This is a genomic window from Bacillus sp. UNC322MFChir4.1 (assembly GCF_000746135.1).
In the GTDB taxonomy this organism is placed as follows: domain Bacteria; phylum Bacillota; class Bacilli; order Bacillales; family Bacillaceae_G; genus Bacillus_A.
Genome location: NZ_JQKQ01000012.1, coordinates 156,901 through 181,239 on the forward strand (window position 1 = coordinate 156,901; position 24,339 = coordinate 181,239).

Genomic DNA, 24,339 nt, shown 5'->3' on the forward strand with positions numbered 1-24,339 from the left:
GCCAACATGTCGTTGGCTTTTTCATTTTTGACACATAAAAATTCGGTGCCCTAATCTATGCTTATATTGCTGTATAATATGTTCATGCGCACTCCAGGCATCATACAAATCTTGTGAAATAAAATCCGATATATCCATCTCTAGTTGTTCTACGTGTGAAGATATCGTTTCGGCAATCGTTCCGCCTCCTACCGCACGCACTGTAGTAAATTGTGCTTCTTGGAAGAGTGCAATCCATTCGTGCTCTGTTAATAGTTGTTCCATTCCATATAAAGTCATAATCTGCGCTTCCTCATGTATTGATAGATGTTGCTCAGCTACCAATTCAATAACAAGTAGGACCCCGCCGCGTTGTAAGACACGATAACATTCATCGATCGTTTTCCTTTTATTCGTAAAAGCAAGAACAGATTCTCCTAACACAATATGAAACACTTCATCACGAAAAGGTAGTGTCTCTGCACTCCCCTTTATGAGCTCAATATTGACTCCATCTTTATTCCATCTCTTTTTTGCTTTTTCAATCATTGTTTCATTCATTTCAACTGCACTTACAACCGATCCATATTGTTTCACAATATAAGATGCTGTCCTGCCCGTTCCGCATCCAATTTCCAATAACTTTGTATATGGTCCTAATGAAAGCTGTGCTAATATCTGCTTTGTTAATATAAACCCTCCTGGATGTGCACTGCCAATGCCAAATGCTGCAAGGAAATCTAAATAAGAATATTGTTTCATACAGTATCTCCTTCTATCTCATACTTATCGATGGAATGAAACAAATATCATATTGATGAGAGTTTCGTTTTATTGTAGTACTGCATATGTATTCATCGAGCTTCAAAATGTGCACAGAGAAAAGAGGATACGATATCGCATCCTCTTTTCGAATCATTATTTACCTTCTTTTTCAGTGATATATGCCCATTTGTAGCTGTATTGAGAACCAACATTGTGCTTATAAATGTTGTGTACAGTAGGACGTTGTAAAAATGATTTTCCACTTTGGAACATCGGTACGAGTGCTGCTTCATCATCAAGTAAGATTTTTTCAGCTTTACTCATTTCTTCCCAACGTTTTTTCGGATCTGTTAGCAATTCACCCTGAGATTTCTTAATAATTTCATCATATTTTGCGTTTGAATAGCCCATTTCATTTTGAGGATTTCCTGTTTGGAACATATCTAAGAATGTCATTGGATCCGCATAATCTGGGTTCCAGCCTGCGTAAGAGAAATCATAATCTTGCGCTGTTTCTAATTTTAATTTTTGCTTGAACGGCTGCAGTTTCATATTCACTTTTAAACCTGGTAAGTTTTTCTCAAGCTGTTCTTTTAAGTACTCACCAATTTTCTTTGCACTATCTGTATCATAGTTTAAGAACTCAACTGTTACTTCTTCTTTACCCAATTCTTTTTTCGCATCTTCCCAAACTTGTTTCGCTTTCTTTACATCCGTTTTGATGCCTGTAGATTTAAATGTTTCACGGTAATCTTTCCCATCCGGACCAGCAGCAAACTTTTCTGGAATAAGGGCATCTACTGGTTTAGAACCATCATTTAATATGACATTTGTTAATGCTTTTTTATCAAATGCCATCGCAATTGCTTGGCGAACTTTCTTATTCTTAAATACTGTATCTTGGCCATTACGTTTTTGGTTTAAACGTAAGAAGAACGTTGACGGTTCTAACAGCGTGCCAAATTCATCTTTATTTGCCTTATATTTATCAACGTATTCAGCTGTTAAACCAACGCGATCAAGTTGTCCACTTTCATATAAGTTCACACGTGTAGATTGTTCTTTTACAACACTCCAATTGATTTCATCTAACTTAACTGTGGATTTATCCCAGTACTGATCGTTTTTCACTACTTTCCAGCCTTGTTCATGCTTCCATTCTGACATTTTAAATGGTCCATTATACACCATCTTATCAGCTTCTAAACCGTATTTATCTCCATGTTCTTTTACAACTTTTTCATTTAGCGGTAAGAAAGATGTAAATGCTGTTAAGCCTAGGAAATATGGAACCGGATTATCTAATTCTACTTCTAATGTATAATCATCTACCGCTTTTGCACCTAAAGAATCAACTGGTGATTTCCCTTCGTTAATCGCTTTTGCATTTTTTATATCGTATGCAATAAATGCATATTCAGCTGCTGTTTTCGGATCTAGAAGACGTTGCCATGCAAAAACGAAATCTTTTGCTGTTACAGGGTCTCCATTTGACCATTTTGCATCTTTACGTAGTTTAAATGTATACTTTTTACCATCATCGCTCTTTTTATGAGATTCTGCGATCCCTGGAATCGGCTTATTATCTTTATCAAGACGATATAACCCTTCCATCGTATTCCCCAAAATAAGGGAAGAAACTGTATCGGTTGATTTTGAAACATCCATTGAAGGAATTTCATTTGCTTCTACTAAGTTTAACACTTGTTTTGCTGCTAACTTAGCTTCAGTTTTGTTGTCTCCACTTTTCGGCTCTGTACTTGCTTTTTTGTCCCCAGCCCCAGAACATGCTGTTAAAGCCACGCTCATCGCTAACACTGGTGCTACTACAGCTGTGATTTTTTTCATCTTTTTCATTTTGTACCCTCCCTAATTTATATGTACGCTATTAACTATGATAATTTTTCTAATAACTTTATGTTTCTATATAGTTATCAGAAAATTCCTATTAGTTAATATTCTACAAATTTTTTATTTTTTGTAAAGTGTTATTATTAAAAAAATTATAAAAATTATTTTAATACATCAATTTTTATAATTATTCTATAAAATAAAGTGAAACTTCGATTTCATGTAACTGCATATGTATTCATCGCTTGTCAAAATGTGCACAGTAAAAAGAGAATACGCTATCGCATCCTCTTTTTAAATGACTATTTACTTTCTTTTTCAGTGATATATGTCCATTTGAAGCTGAGTGGGCTACCAACGTTATGCTTGTATACTTTTTGTACAGTCGGACGTTGTAAAAATGATCCTCCGCTTTGGTACATCGGTACGAGTGCTGCTTCATCCTCAAGTAGGATTTTTTCAGCTTTACTCATTTCTTCCCAACGTTTTTTCTGATCTGTTAACCATTCACCTTGAGATTTCGTAACAATTTCATCATATTTCGCATTTGAATAACTCATTTCATTTTGTGGATTTCCTGTTTTGAACATATCTAAGAATGTCATTGGATCCGCATAATCTGGGTTCCAGCCCGCATAAGTCAGATCATAATCTTGTGCAGTTTCTAATTTTAATTTTTGCTTAAACGGCTGCAGCTTCATATTCACTTTTAAACCTGGTAAGTTTTTCTCAAGCTGTTCTTTTAAGTACTCTCCAACTTTCTTTGCATTATCTGAATCATAGTTTAAAAACTCAATTGTCACTTCTTCTTTGCCCAATTCTTTTTTCGCTTCTTCCCAAACTTGTTTCGCTTTCTTTAAATCCGTTTTGATGCCTGCAGATTTAAATGTTTCTCGGAAATCTTTTCCATCTGGGCCATTAGCTAATTTTTCTGGAATAAGAAAATCGACTGGCTTAGAACCATTATTTAAGATTACATTTGTTAATGCTTTTTTATCAAATGCCATTGCAATTGCTTGACGAACCTTCTTATTCTTAAGCACTGTATCTTGACCGTTACGCTTTTGGTTTAAACGCAAGAAGTACGTTGATGGATCTAACGTTGTTCCAAATTCATCTTTATTCGCTTTATATTTATCCACGTATTCAGCTGTTAAACTAACACGATCAAGTTGGCCGCTTTCATATAAGTTCACACGAGTAGATTGTTCTTTTACAACACTGAAGTTAATTTCCTCTAACTTAACAGTTGCCTTATCCCAGTACTGGTCGTTCTTCACTAATTTCCAGCCTTGTTCATGCTTCCATTCTGACATTTTAAATGGTCCATTGTACACCATCTTATCAGCTTCTAAACCGTATTTATCTCCATGTTCTTTTACAACTTTCTCATTTAACGGCAAGAAAGACGTAAATGCAGTTAAGTTAAGGAAATATGGAACAGGATTATCTAATTCTACTTCTAATGTATAATCATCTACTGCTTTTATCCCTAAAGAATCGACTGGCGATTTACTTTCGTTAATTGCCTTTGCATTTTTTAAATCATACATAATGAATGCATATTCAGCTGCCGTTTTTGGATCTAACAGACGTTTCCATGCAAATACAAAGTCTTTTGCTGTTACAGGATCGCCATTTGACCATTTTGCATCTTTACGTAGTTTAAATGTATACTTTTTACCATCATCACTCTTTTTATGAGATTCTGCAATCCCTGGAATCGGCTTATTTTCTTTATCAAGTCGATACAACCCTTCCATCGTATTCCCTAAGATAAGAGAAGAAGTTGTATCTGTTGATTTAGAAACATCCATAGAAGGAATTTCTGCTGTTTCTGCTAAATTTAATACTTGTTTTTCCGCTAACTTACCTTCTGTCTTTTTGTCTCCATTTTTCGGCTCTGTACTTGCTTTTTTGTCCCCTGCCCCAGAACATGCTGTTAAAGCCACGCTCATCGCTAATACTGGCGCTACTACAGCTGTGATTTTCTTCATCCTTTTCATTTTGTACCCTCCCTAATTTATATGTACGATACTAACTATAAGAAACCTTTTGTTTCTACATACTTATTAGAAAATTCCTACTAATTAATATTTTACTAATTTTCAGAATTTTGTAAAGTCTTATTGTTAAAAATTATTTTAATACAGTACTATTCATAATTATTCTATGAAACAAAGTGAAATCTCCATTTCATGTAACTGCATATGTATTCATCACATAGCAAAATGCGTATAGTAAAAGGAGGATACGATATCGCACCCTCTTTTCTCATAATTATTTACCTTCTTTTTCAGTAATATATGCCCATTTGTAGCTGTATTGGCAACCAACGTTATGCTTGTATATATTGTGTACAGTAGGACGTTGTAAGAATGCTCGTCCCGGTTGATACATCGGTACGAGTGCTACTTCATCCTCAAGTAGGATTTTTTCAGCTTTTGCCATTTCTCCCCAACGTTTTTTCGGATCTGTTAGCAATTCACCCTGAGATTTCTTAATAATTTCATCATAGTTCGCATTTGAATAGCTCATTTCATTTTGCGGATTTCCTGTTTGGAACATATCTAAGAATGTCATTGGATCCGCATAATCTGGGGTCCAGCCCGCATAAGACATATCATAATCTTGCCCTGTTTCTAATTTTAATTTTTGCTTAAACGGTTGCAGTTTAATATTAATCTTTAAACCTGGTAAATTTTTCTCAAGCTGTTCTTTTAAGTATTCACCAATTTTCTTTGCACTATCCGTATCATAGTTTAAGAACTCAATTGTCACCTCTTCTTTACCTAATTCTTTTTCCGCATCTTCCCAAACTTGTTTCGCTTTCTTTAAATCCGTTTTAATGCCAGTAGATTTATATGTTTCATGGTAGTCCTTTCCATCCGGGCCAGCAGTAAACTTTTCTGGAATAAGAGCGTCTACTGGTTTAGATCCATCATTTAATATGACATTTGCTAATGCTTTTTTATCAAATGCCATTGCAATTGCTTGACGAACTTTCTTATTCTTAAGTACTGTATCTTGACCGTTACGTTTTTGATTTAAACGTAAGAAGTACGTTGACGGTTCTAATAGCGTTCCAAATTCATCTTTATTCGCTTTGTATTTATCAACATATTCAGCCGTTAAGCCGACGCGATCTAGTTGACCGCTTTCATATAAGTTCACACGAGTAGATTGTTCTTTTACAACGCTCCAATTGATTTCATCTAACTTAACATTTGCTTTATCCCAATACTGGTCGTTTTTCACTACTTTCCAACCTTGTTCATGCTTCCATTCTGTCATTTTAAATGGTCCATTATACACCATCTTATCAGCTTCTAAGCCGTATTTATCTCCATTTTCTTTTACAACTTTTTCATTTAGCGGTAAGAAAGACGTAAATGCTGTTAAGCCTAGGAAATATGGAACCGGATTATCTAATTCTACCTCTAATGTATAATCATCGACTGCTTTTACACCTAAAGAATCGACTGGCGATTTTCCTTCGTTGATCGCTTTTGCATTTTTCATATCATACATAATGAATGCATATTCAGCTGCCGTTTTTGGATCTAATAAACGTTGCCATGCAAATACAAAGTCTTTTGCTGTTACTGAATCACCATTTGACCATTTTGCATCTTTCCGAAGTTTAAATGTATATTTTTTACCATCATCGCTCTTTTTATAAGATTCTGCGATACCTGGAATTGGTTTATTATCTTTATCAAGGCGATATAGTCCTTCCATCGTATTCCCTAACATAACAGAAGAAACCGTATCTGTTGATTTAGAAACATCCATTGAAGGAATTTCATTTGCTTCTACTAAGTTTAGCACTTGTTTTGCCGCTAACTTACCTCCTGGTTGTTTTTCTCCAGTTTTTGGTTCAGTACTTGCTTTTTTATCCCCCGCCCCAGAACATGCTGTTAGCGCAACACTCATCGCTAATACTGGTGCTACTACAGCTGTGATTTTTTTCATCTTTTTCATTTTGTACCCTCCCTAATTTTATGTTTCTACAAATTTGTCAGAAAATTTCTATTAATTAATATTCTACTGTTTTTTTCTTTTTTGTAAAGTTATATTGTTTAAAAATTCAAAAAACTATTTTATTACAGTAATATTTATTAACATTCTATAAAATAAAGTGAAACTTCCATTTTGCATAACACTGCATATGTATTCATCACCCGTCAAAACGTCCACTGATTAAAGTTTCACTTTATGCCACTATCCCTTGAAGGAGTACAACCATTTATGCATAAAAAAAGTGATAGCTTCCTCAAATGCATCGAGAAAGCTATCACTCTTTTATATTATAAGGATTTTTCCACAGACTACTATATTATATCCTCATTTGACTCATTCTTATTTTTTGTTTTCTTTTTCAGTAATGTATGCCCATTTATAACTGAAATCGCCGCCAAAAGTGTGAGAAGCGATGTCATGTACGTACGGACGTACTAAGAAAGAGTTACCACGTTGATATATTGGCGCAATTGCTGCATCTTTAAGTAAGATTTTCTCAGCCTTTCCAAGCTGTTCCCAACGAGTCTTTACATCAGTTAATAGTTCTTTTTTACCTTTTTTCACGATTTCATCATACTCTTTATTTGAATAACTCATTTGGTTATGAGAGTTTGTTGTTTCAAACATATCGATGAATGTCATTGGATCTGGATAGTCTGGGCCCCAACCACCGTAAGAGAAATCAAAATCTTGACCTGTTTCTAATTTTAATTTTTGTTTAAATGGTTGATTTTTCAAGTTAACTTTTAAGCCTGGTAAGTTTTTCTCTAATTGTTCTTTTAAGTACTCGCCAATTTTTTTCGCATTGTCAGTATCATAGTTTAACAATTCAAGTGTAACTTCTTCTTTTCCTAATTCTTTCTTCGCTTCTCCCCAAAGCTTTTTCGCTTCTTTTGCATCAAACGCTACGTCTTTAATAGAACCACTGAATGTATCACGGAAATCTTTTTTATCCGGACCAGTTGCAAGCGTTGATGGCACAAGGAAGTCAGCTGGCTTTGAACCGTCATTTAAGATAACGTTCGCTAATGCCTTTTTATCAAATCCTTTTGCAATCGCTTGACGAAGCTTCATGTTTTTCAGCGGTGTATCTTGACCGCCACGTTTTTGGTTTAGGCGCAAGAAAAATGTTGATGGATCTAACTCTGTTTTGAACTCATCTTTGTTTCCTTTATATCTATCAACATATTCTGCTGTTAATCCAACACGGTCAGCTTGGCCACTTTCATATAAGTTAACACGAGTAGATAATTCTTTAACTACGCTAACATTAATTTCCTCTAGCTTTACAGTTTGCTTATCCCAGTATTGATCATTTTTCGTATATTTCCAGCCTTGTTCATGCTTCCATTCTGTCATTTTAAATGGTCCATTGTAAACTAATGTGTCTGCTTCTAAGCTATATTTATCGCCTTTTTCTTTTACAACTTTCTCATTCAACGGATAGAATGAAGCAAATGATGTTAAATTAACAAAATATGGAATTGGATTTTCTAACTCTACCTCTAATGTATAATCATCAATTGCTTTTGCTCCTAATGAGTCAGCCGGTGCTTTTCCTTCATTAATTGTCTTTGCATTTTTCAAATCATACATAATGAATGCATATTCAGCTGCCGTTTTTGGATCTAACAGACGTTGCCATGCAAAAACGAAATCTTTTGCTGTTACAGGGTCTCCGTTTGACCATTTTGCATCTTTACGTAGTTTAAATGTATATTTTTTACCATCATCGCTCTTTTTATGAGATTCTGCCACACCTGGAATTGGCTTATTATCTTTATCAAGGCGGTATAAACCTTCCATTACGTTGTTCAATACGATAAACGAAACTTGATCTGTTGCTTTAGAAGAATCCATTGAAGGAATTTCTTGTGTTTCTAATAAATTCAATACTTGCTTGTCTGCTAACTTACCTTCTGTTTGTTTGTCTCCATTTTTCGGCTCTGTACTTGCTTTTTTGTCCCCTGCCCCAGAACATGCTGTTAGCGCCACACTCATCGCTAATACTGGTGCTACTACAGCTGTGATTTTTTTCATCTTTTTTTTCATTTTTTACCCTCCCTAATTATTATGTGTGATACTAACTTTGAGGTATTTTTGACAACTTTATATTTCTGTATAGTTGCCAGAAAATTTCTTCTAATTAACATTCTACTATTTTTCTCTATTTTGTAAAGTTTTATTATTAAAAAAAATCAAAAAATTATTTTTTTACAGTAATATTTATAATTATTTCATGAAATATAGTGAACCTTCCATTTCATGTTGCATATGTATTCATCACACCTCAAAATGTGCACTGAGAAAAGAGGATGCGATATCGCATCCTCTTTTTACATGATTATTTACCTTCTTTTTCAGTGATATATGTCCATTTATAACTGAAATCGCCGCCAACATTATGCTTGTAAATATTGTGTACAGTTGGGCGTTGTACGAAGGAAGCGCCACGTTGGTAAATTGGGGCAATTGCAGCCTCATCAAGCAATATCTTCTCTGCCTTTGCAAGTTGTTCCCAACGAGTTTTCGGTTGAGTTAATAAGTCTGTTTTTCCTTTTTTAACAATCCCATCATACTCTTTATTTGAATAACTCATTTCATTATGAGAGTTTGTTGTTTCAAACATATCGATAAATGTCATTGGATCTGCATAGTCAGGACCCCAACCACCAAAAGAAATATCATAGTCTTGTGCGGTTTCTAATTTTAATTTTTGTTTAAAAGGTTGATTTTTTAAGTTAATTTTCAAACCTGGTAAGTTTTTCTCTAACTGCTCTTTTAAGTACTCACCAAGTTTTTTCGAATTGTCGTCATCAAAGTTTAATAATTCTAGCGTAAGTTCATCCTTTCCTAATTCTTTTTTCGCTTCATCCCAAAGTTTTTTTGCTTCTTTCGCATCAAATGTTACGGATTTTATATCACCGTTCTCTTTACGGAAGTCTTTCTCATCTGGACCTTTTACAAAGTCAGATGGTACAAGGGAATTTGCTGGTATAGAACCGTTATTTAAAATTACATTTGCCAATGCCTTCTTATCAAACCCTTTTGCAATCGCTTGACGAATCTTTTTATTTTTTAAAGGTGTATCTTGTTCTTTCATTCGTTTTTGATTTAATCGTAGAAAGAAAGTAGATGCCTCTACATAAGATCCAAATTCATCTTTTCTCGATTTAAATTTATCTACATATTCAGCACTTAAACCTACGCGATCAATCTCACCGCTTTCGTATAAGTTAACACGGGTTGATAATTCTTTTACAACGCTGAAGTTAATTTCTTCTAACTTAACTGTTTTCTTATCCCAATATTGATCATTTTTCTTCAGCTTCCAGCCTTGTTCATGCTTCCATTCTGTCATAGCGAATGGACCGTTGTACACTAACGTGTCTGCTTCTAAACCGTATTTACCACCTTTTTCTTTTACAAATTTTTCATTTAACGGATAGAAAGAGCCAAATGTTGTTAATTGAATGAAATACGGAACAGGATTGTCTAACTCGACTTCTAATGTATTGTCATCAACAGCTTTTACACCTAAAGAATCAGCTGGTTGTTTCCCTTCGTTTATTGCTTGAGCATTTTTCAAATCATACATAATGAATGCATATTCAGCTGCCGTTTTTGGATCTAATAGACGTTGCCATGCAAAAACGAAATCTTTTGCTGTTACAGGGTCTCCATTTGACCATTTTGCATCTTTACGTAGTTTAAATGTATATTTTTTACCATCATCGCTCTTTTTATATGATTCTGCCACACCTGGAGTTGGTTTTTGGTCTTTATCAAGACGATATAACCCTTCCATTACGTTATTTAAAGCAAGGAAAGACACTGCGTCAGTCGCTTTAGAAGAGTCCATAGTTGGAATCTCTTGTGTTTCTACTAAACTTAACACTTGTTTTGCTGCCAGCTTACCCTCTGTTTGTTTTTTTTCATTTTTTGGCTCTGTACTTCCTCTTTTGTCCCCCGACCCAGAACATGCTGTTAGTGCCACACTCACCGCTAATACTGGTGCTACTACAGCTGTGATTTTTTTTATCTTTTTCATTTTTTATCCCCCTAATTTTTATGTACGCTACTAACTAGTAGGAAATTTTCTGATAGCTTTATATTCCTGTTAAATTATCAGAAAATTTATATTAATTAACATTCTACTATTTTATTTCCTTTTGTAAAGTATTATTATCTGAAAAGTCAAAAAATATTTTATTACAGTAATTAATCATTCTATGAGATCCCCCAAGAAAAAGCCCCCTCACTATATGAATGCTATAATTCTTTTATTTATTACTACTTTGTTAAACTCGTATAAAACAATCATTTGGATGATATTAAATTCTTTTGCATTTAAAAACCCGGCAAATGCCGGGTTTTTCCATTATTTACTTACCTCTCCTTTTTGCTTCCCTGGATATTTCGCACCTTCATACTTATAAATGTAAACTTTAGCAAATTTGTTATCACCTTTCTCATCGAAAGCAACTTTCGTAATAACACCATCATATTCTTTTATAGCCCGAACCGCATCGCGTACTTGTTCACGTGTTGGATACTTGCCATCATTTTTCTTAATAGCATCTTTAATTCCTTGTAAAATTACGCCAGCTGAATCATATCCATATGCAGAGTATGCTTCCACATCTTTTTTGAATTTCTCTTTATATTCTGTTACAAATGTTTTCCCTTTCTCTGTTGCTGTTGGTGCTGTCGCTACTGTTGTATAATACGTATCTTTTAATCCGTCTTTTGCAACTTCTGCCATTGTTGGAGAGTCAATACCGTCACCGCCCATAATTGGCGCTGTAACTCCTTTTTCACGTGCTTGTTTTACTAAAACAGATCCTTCTGAATACATACCACCAAAATACACAATGTCTGGCTTTTTCGCGACAACTTGGTTCAACACACCACTAAAATCTTTCTCACCTACCGTTATCCCTTCATAGCCGACAATCTTTGCACCTAGCTTTTCTGCTTCTTTTTTAAATGCATCGGCTAACCCTGTACCGTACGCCGTTTTATCTTGAATTACAAAAATATTCTTTGCTTTTACTGTTTCAAGTGCAAATTTCGCCGCTGCTGGACCTTGGAAATCATCTCTTGCAACAAGGCGTGCAACAGTCTTTAATCCACGCTCTGTTAAGTCAACTGCCGTACTTGATGGCGATACCATAACAAGATTTGCCTTCTCATATGTTTCAGAAGCTGCAATAGATACACCTGACATTAAATGTCCGACAACGCCTAATACTTCTTTATCAGCTGCGACAGACTGAGCATTGGCAACCCCTTTTTTCGAGTCACCTTGATCATCTTGCGGCACAAATTGCAATTCAAAACCTAGTTTTTTAAACTCAGCTTTTTGTTTATCTACTGCAAGCTGCGTTCCAAGCTTAATGGATTCTCCAAACGCAGCTGACCCACCAGAAAGAGGAGATTCTGAAGCAATTTTAATTACTTTACTTGTCTTTTCTTCATTTTTCGTAGTAGCTGAATTATCATTTCCTTTACTCGTACACCCTGCCAGCATTCCCGCTAATAAAACACTTGATAACAAATACGATATCTTTTTCTTCACAGTACTCCCCCTAATATTTCATAATATTTTTAATATTTAAAATACTAATCTATACATAAAGGGTGTACAATAAAAATCGTTAGTGTTTTCTCGTATAATTCCGACATGATTTGCTAACACACAAAAAGAGTCAGTACATACACTGACTCTACCATTTCACTTTAATTCCTTGCTGATTACTTTGTAAACAAGCTGTAATAACACGAATGACATTTAGAGCTTCCTCAGCAGTAACAGGTGGCATTTCTTGTTTCATTATCGCATCTCGCACACCTTTATAATAGGTCTCATAACACCCTATTTCTGTTGGAATGCGAATTTCTTGTTCCTCTGTAGAAAGAACAGTATACATATGTATAGCATCTACTCCATAGTCCACGTCACCAGGTTTCATTCCTACCTTTAGTTGCCCTTCTTGGGAATCCATTCCATATTTTACAATCGAGCCTTTTTCTCCGTGAATGCTAAAATGAGGACCTGCATATTTAACATGACTACTGCTATGAAGGATAACACGCATTTCTTCATAATGAAGAATAATATGAAAATAATCATCTATTTGCGATCCAGGACGCTGATTGATAACATCTGCATAAACTGCTCTCGGCATTCCAAATAGATGTAATGCTTGATCAATGAGATGTGAACCTAAATCAAACAAAATTCCTGATCCTGGCAAATCATGTTCCCGCCAACGATCGCGAACATTCGGACGAAATCTATCAAAATGAGCTTCATATGTATAAACTTTACCAATTGTATCATCTTGTAATAGTTTTTGAACCGTTCTGAAATCGTTATCCAAGCGGCGGTTATGATAGACACTTAACACAACGTCATGCCGCTTTGCCAGCTTTATCAATTCTTCTCCTTCTTCAACAGATACGACAAAAGGCTTTTCAACGACAACATGTTTACCGCAGAGAATTGCTTTTTTTGCATATTCAAAGTGCGTTGTGTTAGGAGATGTAATGATAATAAGATCAATGTTCTCTTGCATAATAAGCTCGTCAATTGTTGTCACAACTTCAACATGTGGTAATGATGCTTTTACTTTCTCTTCTTGTGAAGAAACAATCGCACGAATTTCGTAGTCTTCGATTGTTTGTAGCAGCGGAATATGGAAGGTTGTACTAGAAAAACCATAACCTACAATACCAACACCTATTTTGTTCATAAAACCCCTCCAAATTATGTATGGAATATAATGAAATTTTATTATATCAACTTATCTTTTTTCTACATAATGTTTTGCTTTTTATAATGGTAATATATAAGCACAAATTTAAAAATCGACATAAAAAACCTCTTTCTTTTTAGACGGGCCAGAGCATCTGCCATGCCTTGGAAGAAGAGCTAGACAAAGATGTCGAAACATTATAATGAATTTATATAGATTAACATACAAAAAAGCTGCCCTACTTAGGACAGCCCTCATCCTATGCTAAATACGCTTCTTTCACAAATTCATTATGCATCAATGATTTTCCTTCTCCTACCATTTTAATTTCTCCGGTCTGAATCACATATCCCCGATGCGCAATTTGCAACGCTTGAAACGCATTTTGTTCAACAAGTAGAATTGTCATTCCTTCTTTATTGAGCTCTGAAATAATTTCAAAGATTTGCTCAACAATAATTGGCGCCAGTCCCATTGAAGGTTCATCTAGCATAAGTAAATGAGGCCCACTCATTAGCGCACGTCCAATTGCAAGCATTTGCTGTTCACCACCACTCATCGTGCCGCCCTTTTGCTCTAGCCGCTCTTTCAGCTTTGGAAAATAGTGAAAAGTACGCTCCATCCGTTCATTCACTATTCTTTTATCCTTTACTGAAAATGCTCCCATCTCCAAATTTTCTTTGACGGTGAGGCGTGAAAAAATACGTCTTCCCTCTGGTACATGAGCAATTCCGGATAAAGCTGTTACGTGCGGAGATTGTTTCGTAATTTGTTTCCCCTCAAACGAAATTTCTCCTGACTTCGGTATAACAAGGCCACTAATCGTCTTTAATGTCGTTGATTTCCCTGCCCCGTTACATCCAATAAGCGTAACAATTTCACCTTTTCCTACAGAAATATTAATGCCTTTTAACGCGTGAATGCCACCATAATACGCATTTATATTTGTAAGCTCTAGCAAATTACTCCCCTCCCTTTTATTCCGCATTACTTCTCTAACACTGCGCTTTTTCCTAAATACGCTTCGATAACTTTTGGATTGCTTCGAATATCTTCTGGTCTTCCTTCTGCAATTTTTCCCCCGTGATCTAATACAATGATATGCTCAGAAATCTCCATGACAAGTTTCATATCATGTTCAATCAATACAATTGTTATATCTAGCTCTTCACGCATACGATAAATAAGAGCTGTTAATTCCTTTGTTTCTTTTGGATTCATTCCGGCTGCTGGCTCATCGAGTAGCAATACTTGCGGTTTCGCTGCAAGCGCCCTTGCAATTTCAAGGCGCCGCTGTGCCCCGTACGGTAAATTTTGCGCTTCCTCATTTAACAAGTGAGCTAATCCAACATAATCTAGAAGCTCATATGCTTTTTGCTGCGCTCGTTCTTCTTCTCTCTTTACTCCTGGCAAATGTAACAGAATCCCAAAAAGATTACTTTCCAAATGATTGTGTAGTCCAACCATTACATTTTCAAGCACCGTCATATTGTTAAAAAGACGAATATTTTGAAACGTACGAGCAATACCATGTTTTGAAATATCATGCGGTTTCAAACCAGCTATCTTCTCTTCTCCAAGTAGAATGTCACCTTCATCTGGTTTATACACGCCTGTTACCATATTAAAGAACGTCGTTTTCCCTGCTCCATTCGGTCCAATTACAGCTGTAATGGATCCTTTTTTCACTTTCATATCAACACTTTTTACTGCAACGAGCCCACCAAAACGTTTTGTAATATTTCGCACTGTTAAAATCGTCATATTCTCACCCCTAGGCTCCAAATACATTATCTTTTTGTGTTTTCGATTCGACTTGTTTTATCCTATCTATTTTCAATTGCTCTTCGTTAAATTTCCGATTTTTCGCAGGTATAAGTCCTTGCGGTCGATACAAAGCAAATAAAATTAAGATTCCACCAAAGATGAAACGTTGCATTTTAGCTGGAGATAGTGCATCCGGAATTGTAACCGCTCCACTTAAGTTTAATTGGTTTAGCCAGTTTGTTAATTCAGTAAGTACTTGTAAATTTAAAATTGTCATAACAGCTGCTCCTAAAATAACACCAGGTACACTCCCCATACCACCAAGCAATACCATAACAAGAATGGTAATCGACTCTAGTAATGTAAAACTTGTTGGATCGACAAAAGTTTGTTTCGCAGCAAAAACAACACCCATCATTCCTGAAAATGATGCACCGATTGCGAATGCTAACAACTTTGTTTTCACAAGTGGAATTCCCATCGCTTGAGCGGCAATTTCATTTTCACGAACCGCCTTCCAAGAACGGCCTACTCTCGAGAACTCTAGCCGTTTTACAATAAAAATTACGAGTAATAAAATACCGAGTACAATGTAGTACACTTGACTTGATTGTAAAAATGTAAACCCAAATAAGGAAGGTGGTTTTACGGAAGATAAGCCCATTGCACCGTTTGTAATATTAACCGGTTTATCTAAATTATTAAAGATAATCCGGATAATCTCCCCAAACCCAAGTGTCACAATCGCTAAGTAATCACCTTTCACACGTAAAACCGGGATACCAAGTAAGACTCCAAATACTGCTGCAATAAAACCGCCTAGCAAAATGAAAATCCAAAAACTTTCTCCTGACAGTGGATATTGACCAAATGGCATAAAGTTATTTGCTTGAGCTGTCGCAAAAATACCGTATGTGTAGGCTCCTATTGCAAAAAAAGCAACAAATCCTAAATCTAGTAATCCCGCAAAGCCAACAACAATATTTAACCCGAGCGCCATTGCAATATAAATTCCAACTAATGTTGCCACTTCCATATAAGATTGATAAGCAGGACCGCCACTTGCTGTAAATGGAAGCAATATTACTAATACAAATAGCCCTATTAACCATTTCCATTTACTATGAAAATTTGTAAAATACAATAATAAAAGAGACAATAGTAGTAGTAGAAATGCTGTTACTGACTTTTGGGCAAAATATAAACTTGCAGCAGTAATCCCTATATAAAGGACTAATAGTATAAGTTGCATCTTCGTATTTTCCCTTATCGTTTCGAACCAGTTTTTCATGATCATCACCTACACTTTCTCGGCAACTGCTTTGCCGAAAATTCCTTCTGGTTTAAAAATCAATACGAGAATAAGAATTCCAAACGCAAATACATCTTTATATTCAGCTCCCAATATTCCAGAAGATATAATGGATAAATTTGCAGCCGCAAACATTTCTAGCAGTCCAAGCAATATACCGCCTACCATTGCACCTCGAATATTACCAATGCCCCCTAATACAGCTGCCGTAAAAGCTTTTAGGCCTAAAATAAAGCCAATGTACGGATCTATTGTTCCATATTGGACAGCAAACAGGACACCTGTTGCTCCGCCGAGTGCGGAACCGATAAAAAACGTAAGAGAAATTACTTTATTCACATTTACCGACATTAATGAAGCAGTTTCACGATCTTGCGCAACAGCACGCATCGCCATTCCCCACTTTGTTTTATTGACGAAAAAGTCTAAAGAGAGCATCATTATAACCGCAAGTACGAGGAGAATAAGTGAAGAGCTTTTAAGCTTGGCGTTATTAAAAATAGACAGAATTGCTGAAGCCTGTAGTGTAATTTGATCATTAAATAAAGTGGGACCTGTTATAATGTAATTTCCTTTTTTTAATTCAGCGATAAAGCGAACGATATCTTGCAGTAGAAAAGATACACCAATTGCTGTGATTAACGTAATAAGTTTCGGTGCTTTTCGAAGCGGTCGATACGCAACCCTTTCTATCCCCATCCCAAGAAAACCCGTGATAAGAGATGTTGCAACTAAAACAAGTAACAACGCTAGCAAAGCTGGCATAACCGTCATTAGGCCAAACCCCATAAAGATAAGGAAAATTGTTGTGCCAATAAAAGCACCCATCATAAAAATTTCTCCATGAGCAAAATTGATAAGTTCTAATATCCCATATACCATCGTATATCCTAACGCAATAACTGCGTACACTGCACCAAGTGTTAATCCGTCAATTAGCACTTGAGGAAGTGTATGCATTATTTCTCCAAACATTAAAATTCCTCCCTTTTATTTTTCTCTAAAAAAGGTACGGAACATAAGTACCGTACCCATATCACTTTACTTCTTCTCTACTTCTCCTTCTTGTCTTCCTGGATATTTTTGCTCTGCAAATTTATAAATATATACTTTTGCAAACTTATTATCACCTTTGCTATCAAACCCTACTTTTGTTACCGCTCCTTCAAAATTATTTGTTTTTCGAACAACATCGCGTACTTGTTCCCTTGTTGGCATTTTATTGTTATTTGTTTTAATCGCATCTTTCATCCCTTGCAATAGTACACCCGCAGCATCATACCCATAAGCTGAATATCCTTCTACCTCTTTATTAAATTTACTCTTATAATTATCTGCAAATTTCTTTCCTTTTTCCGTTGTTTTCGGATCAGCAGCGATAGACGTGTAATATGTGTTTTCAATAGAGGTACCCGCAATTTCTACCATCGTTGCTGAATCCATACCATCACCGCCCATAAACGGAATCGTAAGACCTTTTTCACGCGCTTGCTTCACTAACAGTCCACCTTCTGCATATAGACCACCAAAGAAAATTAAATCTGGTTTTTTTGCGAGTACTTTATTTAATACACCGTTAAAATCTTTTTCTCCTACCGTAATGGATTCATAACCTGCAATCGTTCCACCTAATTTTTCAACTTCTGTTTTAAACGCTTTTGCTAAACCTGTTCCATAAGCTGTTTTATCATCAATAATAAAAACGCTCTTCGCCTTCAGTGTTTGTAGCGCAAACGCCGCCCCAGCAGGACCTTGAAAATCATCTCTTGTACATATACGATTTACTGCTTTCAAATTACGATCCGTTACTTCAACAGCAGTATTTGTAGGCGATACCATAACAACATTGTTTTTCTCATACACTTCAGACGATGGAATTGCAACGCCTGAATTCATATGTCCAACGACACCGAGTATTTCTTTATCAGCACCAATAATTTGTGCGTTCGCAACACCTTTTTTCGGATCAGCTTGATCATCATATGGCACAAGCTGTAGTTCATAACCTAACTTTTTAAACTCTTCTTTTTGTTCTTCTATTTTCAATTGTGCACCAAGTTTAATTGCTTCTCCCTGCGTTGCAGACCCACCAGAGAGCGGTGATTGCGTCGCAATTTTTATGACCTTTCCATTCCCAGATCCCGTACTTGTTGTATCAGTATTACCATTTGTTTTATTGCCGCATCCTGTCAATAAACCAAACATACATACCGCCGAAAGAACCAAAGCAAAGTTCTTCTTTTTTATCATCATATACCTCCGTCATTTTTTCTGAAGATTTAAAATATTTAGTTAAATAATAATAGAAGTGTCTAATTTGTACAACACCATTCCTCAGACAAATTCAGACAAAAAAACCCGACTCCTATAGAGAATCGGGGTTTTTCTTACTATTCTTTTTTCTGCGGCCACGTTTCCACAACATGACCAACATCGCTTACATCTATTAACAAACTTCCGTTACTATAACGATCTTTATTCCGAAGTGTTTGCGGATCTATTTGTTCTATTACTTGTTTTTCTGTCCGCATACAAACTACTTCATCATTTCGAACAATTTCCACACCGACAATTCGATATGGATTCTTTTTCAATTCTTTAAAGATAACAAGACCACGCTTTGCTCTTGTTGATTTTTCAATTTCTGCTGCTTTTAATCGTTTTACTGCCCCCCGCTGTGTAATGAGAACGAGCGCGTCTTTTTCAGAATTAACGGGAAGACCGCATACAACGTAGTCATCTTCCTTCACATTCATTCCTTTCACACCAGCTGCCCTCACACCAACTGGGCTTACTTCTTCTTCATTGAAAATAAGTGCATAGGCACCATGTGTTGTAAGTAGAATATCTTTCGTTCCATCTGTAACAAAAATATCGACGACTTCATCATTTTTCTTTAAATTAACCGCGACAAATGCACGTGAATAACGCTGCACTTTATATTGATTCAATTCTGTTTTCTTAATCATGCCATTTCTAGTGACAAACATAATAAATCGCTTTTCTTCCTCAAAATTCGGAACAACAGTTGCAAAGACGAGCGTTTCATCACGGTCTAACGAAACGATATTCGCAACGTGCTGTCCTAAATCTTTCCATCGAATATCTGGCATTTCGTATACTGGAAGATAAATATAATTCCCTTTGTTTGTAAATAAAAGAATGGTTTCCGTCGTATTCGTATCAAAGCGATCTAATAATAAGTCGCCTTCTTTCATACCGAAGTCTTTTCCATTGGAAGCATTATGAGATCGCCAACTTGTACGCTTTACATAACCTTCCTTCGTTACTGTCACAATCACATCTTCTTGTGGAATCATGACTTCCACATCAATCTTAATTTCTTCAATTTCTTCTTCAATCACAGAACGACGATCGTTACTAAACGTTTTCTTAACCCTCTTCAAATCTGTTTTAATGACCTGAAGAAGCTTCTTCTCACTTTGAAGAATAGCTTGTAACTCTGAAATTTTCTGCTGTAATTCTTCAGCCTCTTTTTCAAGAGCTGTAATATCTGTGTTTGTTAAACGATACAATTGAAGCGACACAATTGCTTCTGCTTGTACTTCTGTAAATGAGAATTTTGCAATTAAGTTATCTTTTGCATCACGCTTATCCTTTGAAGTACGAATTGTCGCAATGACTTCATCTAAAATAGAGAGGGCCTTCATTAAACCTTCAACAACGTGTTGACGTTTCTCTGCCTTGTTTAGTTCGTACTGTGAGCGCCTTGTTACGACTTCCTTCTGATGCCCAATATAAGAATCTAAAATTTTCGGAAGTGTCATCAAGGTTGGACGGCGATTATAAATCGCTACCATATTGAAATTGTATGGTATTTGTAGTTCTGTATTTTTATATAAATAATTTAAAATACCTTCTGCATTTGCATCTTTTTTCAATTCAATAACAATTCGCAGACCTGTACGATCTGTTTCGTCACGCACTTCAGCAATTCCATCTAATTTCTTATCTAAACGAAGTTCATCCATTTTCTTAACAAGATTCGCTTTGTTTACTTCATAAGGAATTTCTGTAATAACAATTTGCTGCTTTCCACCGCGAATTGTTTCCACTTCAGCTTTTCCGCGAATGATGATTTTTCCTTTTCCTGTTTCATACGCCTTCTTAATACCATCAAGGCCTTGAATAATTCCGCCTGTTGGGAAATCTGGTCCTTTAATGACCGTTAATAATTCATCCACATTACAGTTTGGTTTATCAATGCGCATCATCGTCGCATCAATAACTTCGCCAAGATGATGCGGTGGAATTTCAGTTGCATAACCAGCTGAAATTCCCGTAGATCCGTTCACTAAAAGGTTGGGAAACATAGCTGGTAATACAACTGGCTCTTCACTTGTATCATCAAAGTTTGAAACAAATTCCACTGTTTCTTTATCAATATCACGCAATAACTCAGACGCAATCGGTGATAAACGAGCTTCTGTATAACGCATTGCTGCCGCCGGATCACCATCGACACTACCATTATTTCCATGCATTTCAACTAATACGTTTCGTACTTTCCAATCTTGACTTAAACGCACCATTGCTTCATACACGGAAGAATCACCGTGGGGATGATAGTTACCAATTACGTTACCAACTGTTTTTGCGGATTTACGAAATGGTTTATCGTGAACATTTCCTTCCACATACATGGAATATAAAATGCGGCGTTGCACTGGTTTTAAACCGTCGCGCGCATCTGGAAGCGCACGATCTTGAATAATATATTTACTATAACGTGCAAAGCGATCGCCGAGCACATCTTCAAGCGGGAGGTCATGAAACTTCTCTGCCTGCATGTTATTCCACCTCCGTTGCCATAATCATTTCATTTTCTAGAATATTGCCTTCTTCTTGCATACCAAACTGAACATTGCGTTCAATCCATTTACGACGAGGCTCTACTTTATCACCCATCAATGTTGTCACGCGTCGTTCTGCTCTTGCAGCATCATCAATTTTCACGCGAATTAATGTGCGTGTCTCTGGATTCATCGTTGTTTCCCATAATTGATCTGCATTCATTTCACCAAGACCTTTATAACGCTGAATTGTATAACCTTTACCAACCTTTTTTATCGTGCCATCTAACTCTTCATCTGACCAAGCATATTCAATGACTTCTTTCTTTCCTGTCCCTTTACTTACTTTATATAAAGGAGGAAGGGCAATGAATATTTTCCCCGATTCAATAAGTGGCTTCATATAACGATAGAAGAAAGTTAATAGCAGAACTTGAATGTGCGCTCCATCTGTATCCGCATCGGTCATAATAACAATTTTGTCATAATTGATATCTTCAACTGAAAATTCTGTTCCAACACCGCCGCCAATCGCATAAATAATCGTGTTAATCTCTTCATTTTTGAAAATATCCGCTAGTTTCGCTTTCTCTGTATTAATTACTTTTCCGCGAAGTGGTAGAACAGCTTGGAAACGACGATCACGTCCTTGCTTTGCTGAACCACCTGCAGAATCGCCCTCCACTAAATAAAGCTCGTTCTTTTGCGGATTACGTGATTGTGCTGGTGTCAGCTTACCACTTAATGTTCCTTCTGAGCGTTTTTTCTTCTTACCGCTTCGTGCTTCTTCACGCGCTTTTCTTGCTGCCTCACGCGCCTGCGCTGCTTTGACTGCTTTTTTCACAAGAAGCGTTGCCACGTCTGGATTTTCTTCTAAAAAATACGCTAAATGCTCTGATACAACAGCATCAACGGCTGAACGTCCTTCACTTGTTCCAAGCTTCCCTTTCGTTTGCCCTTCAAATTGAAGCAACTCTTCAGGAACACGAATGGAAACAATTGCAGCTAATCCTTCACGAATATCCGTTCCTTCTAAATTTTTATCTTTCTCTTTTAACAAAGAAACTTTGCGCGCATACTCATTAAAAACACGAGTCATCGCTGTTTTAAACCCTGCTTCGTGCGTACCGCCATCTTTCGTACGTACATTATTTACAAAGGAAAGAATGTTCTCCGAATACCCATCATTAAATTGAAAAGCTAATTCTGCTTCAATACCATTTTGTTCTCCAGTAAAATATACAACCGGATGTAAAGAATCTTTCTCTTCATTTAGATATGAAACAAACGCTTCAATTCCTGTTTCATAATGAAAAACGTCTTCCAAATCGTTACGTTTATCTTGAAGAACAATTTTCATACCTTTTAATAAAAATGCTGATTCACGTAATCTTTCGCATAACGTTTCATAGTTATAATTCGTTGTGCTAAAAATTGTTCGATCTGGTTTAAAATGAATAGTTGTCCCAGTATCTTTCGCTTTCCCAATCTTCTCAAGTGTCGTAGCCGGAACACCACCATTTTCAAAGCGCTGTTCATATACATAACCATCTCGTTTAATTGTAACAACAAGCCATTCAGACAGTGCATTTACAACGGAGGCACCAACACCGTGTAATCCACCACTTGTTTTATAACCGCCTTGTCCAAATTTACCACCAGCATGAAGTACAGTTAAAATAACTTCTGGTGTAGGCTTTCCAAGCTTATGCATTCCTGTCGGCATACCCCGCCCTTTATCTACTACACTTATACTATTATCTTTATGTATGATCACTTTAATTTCATCGCCAAATCCCGCTAACGCTTCATCAACTGAATTATCTACGATCTCATATACTAAATGATGTAATCCACGGCTATCCGTACTCCCGATATACATACCCGGTCGTTTTCGAACGGCTTCAAGCCCCTCTAGCACTTGAATTGCATCTTCATCATATTGAAACTGACGCTTAGCCAAACTCCTTGCCCCTTCCTATCCAAAAATCAGAACGTATGTTTCTTATTATAGAATAACGCCTTTTCCTTACTTTTGGCAAGTCACGTTATGTCTTTTATATACTATTTTCATAAGAAAAATCCTTGTTTGTCACAAGGATTCCTCTACGCTACTATTTCAGAAAAGTAATTGTTTGTCAAACGAAACATGGATATGTATTCCAAAACAACTACATCTTCCACCATTTTATAATCAACAAAATGATAATCATCCAAAATGGAGTGACAAGCAGCAATCCCCATAAACAACCTTTAAAAACTTCATGATGAACACCTCGTCCATCTTCTTTTCCTTATTATATGAATAGGAACCTAATAAATTTCACAAATAAGACTTATCCCGCTATTCGCGGGCAGTAATACCCCCACCTCAAGATTAGACGAAAGCATTGTCCAGTTCCACATTTCTTTGTTGTCCAGCTCTAGCAGCTAGAATCTCCGGTCATTTCGCCCCCTCAGACGAGGTAAAAGCGCCTCTCTGCCTTGTGCGTAGGCATCCTGCGATTCTGAGCAAGCCGCTTCCACTTTTCTTAAAAAGTTAGATGGGGGATAAAGCCCGATTGGTGTGGGCTGATAATCAGCGGGAGATAAAGCTTTCCACTGATTAAAGTTTCACTTTACCTTGTCATTGCATGCTCAACTTTAATGCAGCGATTCATAATGACAGTATAGCCTTTTTCTTCCAAAAAATGATATGTTTCTTCGTCTTGTAAACCTAATTGTGTCCAAAATGTACCCGCTTCAATCTGAACAAACTCTTTTGCAACATCCATTAAAAACTCTGAACGACGAAATACATTGACTATATCAACAGGCTCATTTATTTCAGTTAGCGATTTTACCGCTTTTTCTCCCAATACAGTATCTACCGTTGGGTTAACAGGAATAATACGGTATCCCGCATCTTGCATCGCTTTTGACACCATATAAGAAGTACGCTCTGGATTATCAGATAATCCAACAACTGCAATCGTCTTACTATTTTTCAAAATCTCTCCAATTTCCGTACGAGTTGGATTTTCAATTGTCATATGTAATCCCTCCTGTTCATTTAGTATAGCCGATA

Annotated in this window: 16 protein-coding genes; all 16 read right to left on the bottom strand. The window is 36.3% G+C overall.

Features of this window, described 5'->3' with window-relative positions:
* Positions 1–21 precede the first annotated feature (21 nt).
* Positions 22–741: a class I SAM-dependent methyltransferase gene (locus tag BR72_RS06160; RefSeq protein WP_035430943.1), complete on the bottom strand. Its 720-nt coding sequence runs from the start codon at positions 739–741 to the stop codon at positions 22–24.
* 156 nt (positions 742–897) lie between these two features.
* The gene (locus tag BR72_RS06165) at positions 898–2,601 is read right to left on the bottom strand and encodes a peptide ABC transporter substrate-binding protein (RefSeq protein ID WP_035430946.1); all 1,704 of its coding nucleotides are present in this window, start codon (positions 2,599–2,601) and stop codon (positions 898–900) included.
* Between the two features lie 296 nt (positions 2,602–2,897).
* Entirely contained in the window at positions 2,898–4,601 is a 1,704-nt protein-coding gene (locus BR72_RS06170; RefSeq protein WP_035430949.1) for a peptide ABC transporter substrate-binding protein, read from the bottom strand.
* 274 nt (positions 4,602–4,875) lie between these two features.
* Positions 4,876–6,579: a peptide ABC transporter substrate-binding protein gene (locus tag BR72_RS06175; RefSeq protein ID WP_035430951.1), complete on the bottom strand. Its 1,704-nt coding sequence runs from the start codon at positions 6,577–6,579 to the stop codon at positions 4,876–4,878.
* Positions 6,580–6,957: 378 nt separating this feature from the next.
* Positions 6,958–8,670, bottom strand: a complete 1,713-nt coding sequence (locus BR72_RS06180; RefSeq protein WP_035430954.1) for a peptide ABC transporter substrate-binding protein — start codon at positions 8,668–8,670, stop codon at positions 6,958–6,960.
* A gap of 292 nt (positions 8,671–8,962) precedes the next feature.
* Positions 8,963–10,669, bottom strand: a complete 1,707-nt coding sequence (locus BR72_RS06185) for a peptide ABC transporter substrate-binding protein (protein ID WP_035430957.1) — start codon at positions 10,667–10,669, stop codon at positions 8,963–8,965.
* A gap of 330 nt (positions 10,670–10,999) precedes the next feature.
* Positions 11,000–12,151, bottom strand: coding sequence for a branched-chain amino acid ABC transporter substrate-binding protein (locus BR72_RS06190; protein ID WP_051957239.1), 1,152 nt, complete (start codon positions 12,149–12,151; stop codon positions 11,000–11,002).
* A gap of 196 nt (positions 12,152–12,347) precedes the next feature.
* Positions 12,348–13,376, bottom strand: coding sequence for an oxidoreductase (locus BR72_RS06195; protein WP_035430964.1), 1,029 nt, complete (start codon positions 13,374–13,376; stop codon positions 12,348–12,350).
* Positions 13,377–13,638: 262 nt separating this feature from the next.
* Entirely contained in the window at positions 13,639–14,367 is a 729-nt protein-coding gene (locus BR72_RS06200) for an ABC transporter ATP-binding protein (RefSeq protein WP_035430965.1), read from the bottom strand.
* The gene (locus BR72_RS06205; protein WP_035430968.1) at positions 14,367–15,143 is read right to left on the bottom strand and encodes an ABC transporter ATP-binding protein; all 777 of its coding nucleotides are present in this window, start codon (positions 15,141–15,143) and stop codon (positions 14,367–14,369) included. The genes BR72_RS06200 and BR72_RS06205 overlap by 1 nt, the downstream gene beginning before the upstream one ends.
* 10 nt (positions 15,144–15,153) lie before the next feature.
* Positions 15,154–16,437 carry a branched-chain amino acid ABC transporter permease gene (locus tag BR72_RS06210; protein ID WP_035430970.1) on the bottom strand — a complete coding sequence of 428 codons (1,284 nt, stop codon included), beginning with the start codon at positions 16,435–16,437 and terminating at the stop codon, positions 15,154–15,156.
* Between the two features lie 9 nt (positions 16,438–16,446).
* Positions 16,447–17,433: a branched-chain amino acid ABC transporter permease gene (locus BR72_RS06215; RefSeq protein WP_035430973.1), complete on the bottom strand. Its 987-nt coding sequence runs from the start codon at positions 17,431–17,433 to the stop codon at positions 16,447–16,449.
* Between the two features lie 66 nt (positions 17,434–17,499).
* Complete coding sequence (locus BR72_RS06220; protein WP_035430975.1) at positions 17,500–18,708, bottom strand: branched-chain amino acid ABC transporter substrate-binding protein; 1,209 nt, start codon at positions 18,706–18,708, stop codon at positions 17,500–17,502.
* Between the two features lie 140 nt (positions 18,709–18,848).
* Positions 18,849–21,269 carry a DNA topoisomerase IV subunit A gene (gene parC / locus BR72_RS06225; RefSeq protein ID WP_035430977.1) on the bottom strand — a complete coding sequence of 807 codons (2,421 nt, stop codon included), beginning with the start codon at positions 21,267–21,269 and terminating at the stop codon, positions 18,849–18,851.
* 1 nt (position 21,270) lies between these two features.
* Positions 21,271–23,235, bottom strand: coding sequence for a DNA topoisomerase IV subunit B (gene parE, locus BR72_RS06230; protein WP_035430979.1), 1,965 nt, complete (start codon positions 23,233–23,235; stop codon positions 21,271–21,273).
* Positions 23,236–23,890: 655 nt separating this feature from the next.
* The gene (locus tag BR72_RS06235) at positions 23,891–24,304 is read right to left on the bottom strand and encodes a CoA-binding protein (RefSeq protein WP_035430981.1); all 414 of its coding nucleotides are present in this window, start codon (positions 24,302–24,304) and stop codon (positions 23,891–23,893) included.
* Between the last annotated feature and the right edge of the window lie 35 nt (positions 24,305–24,339).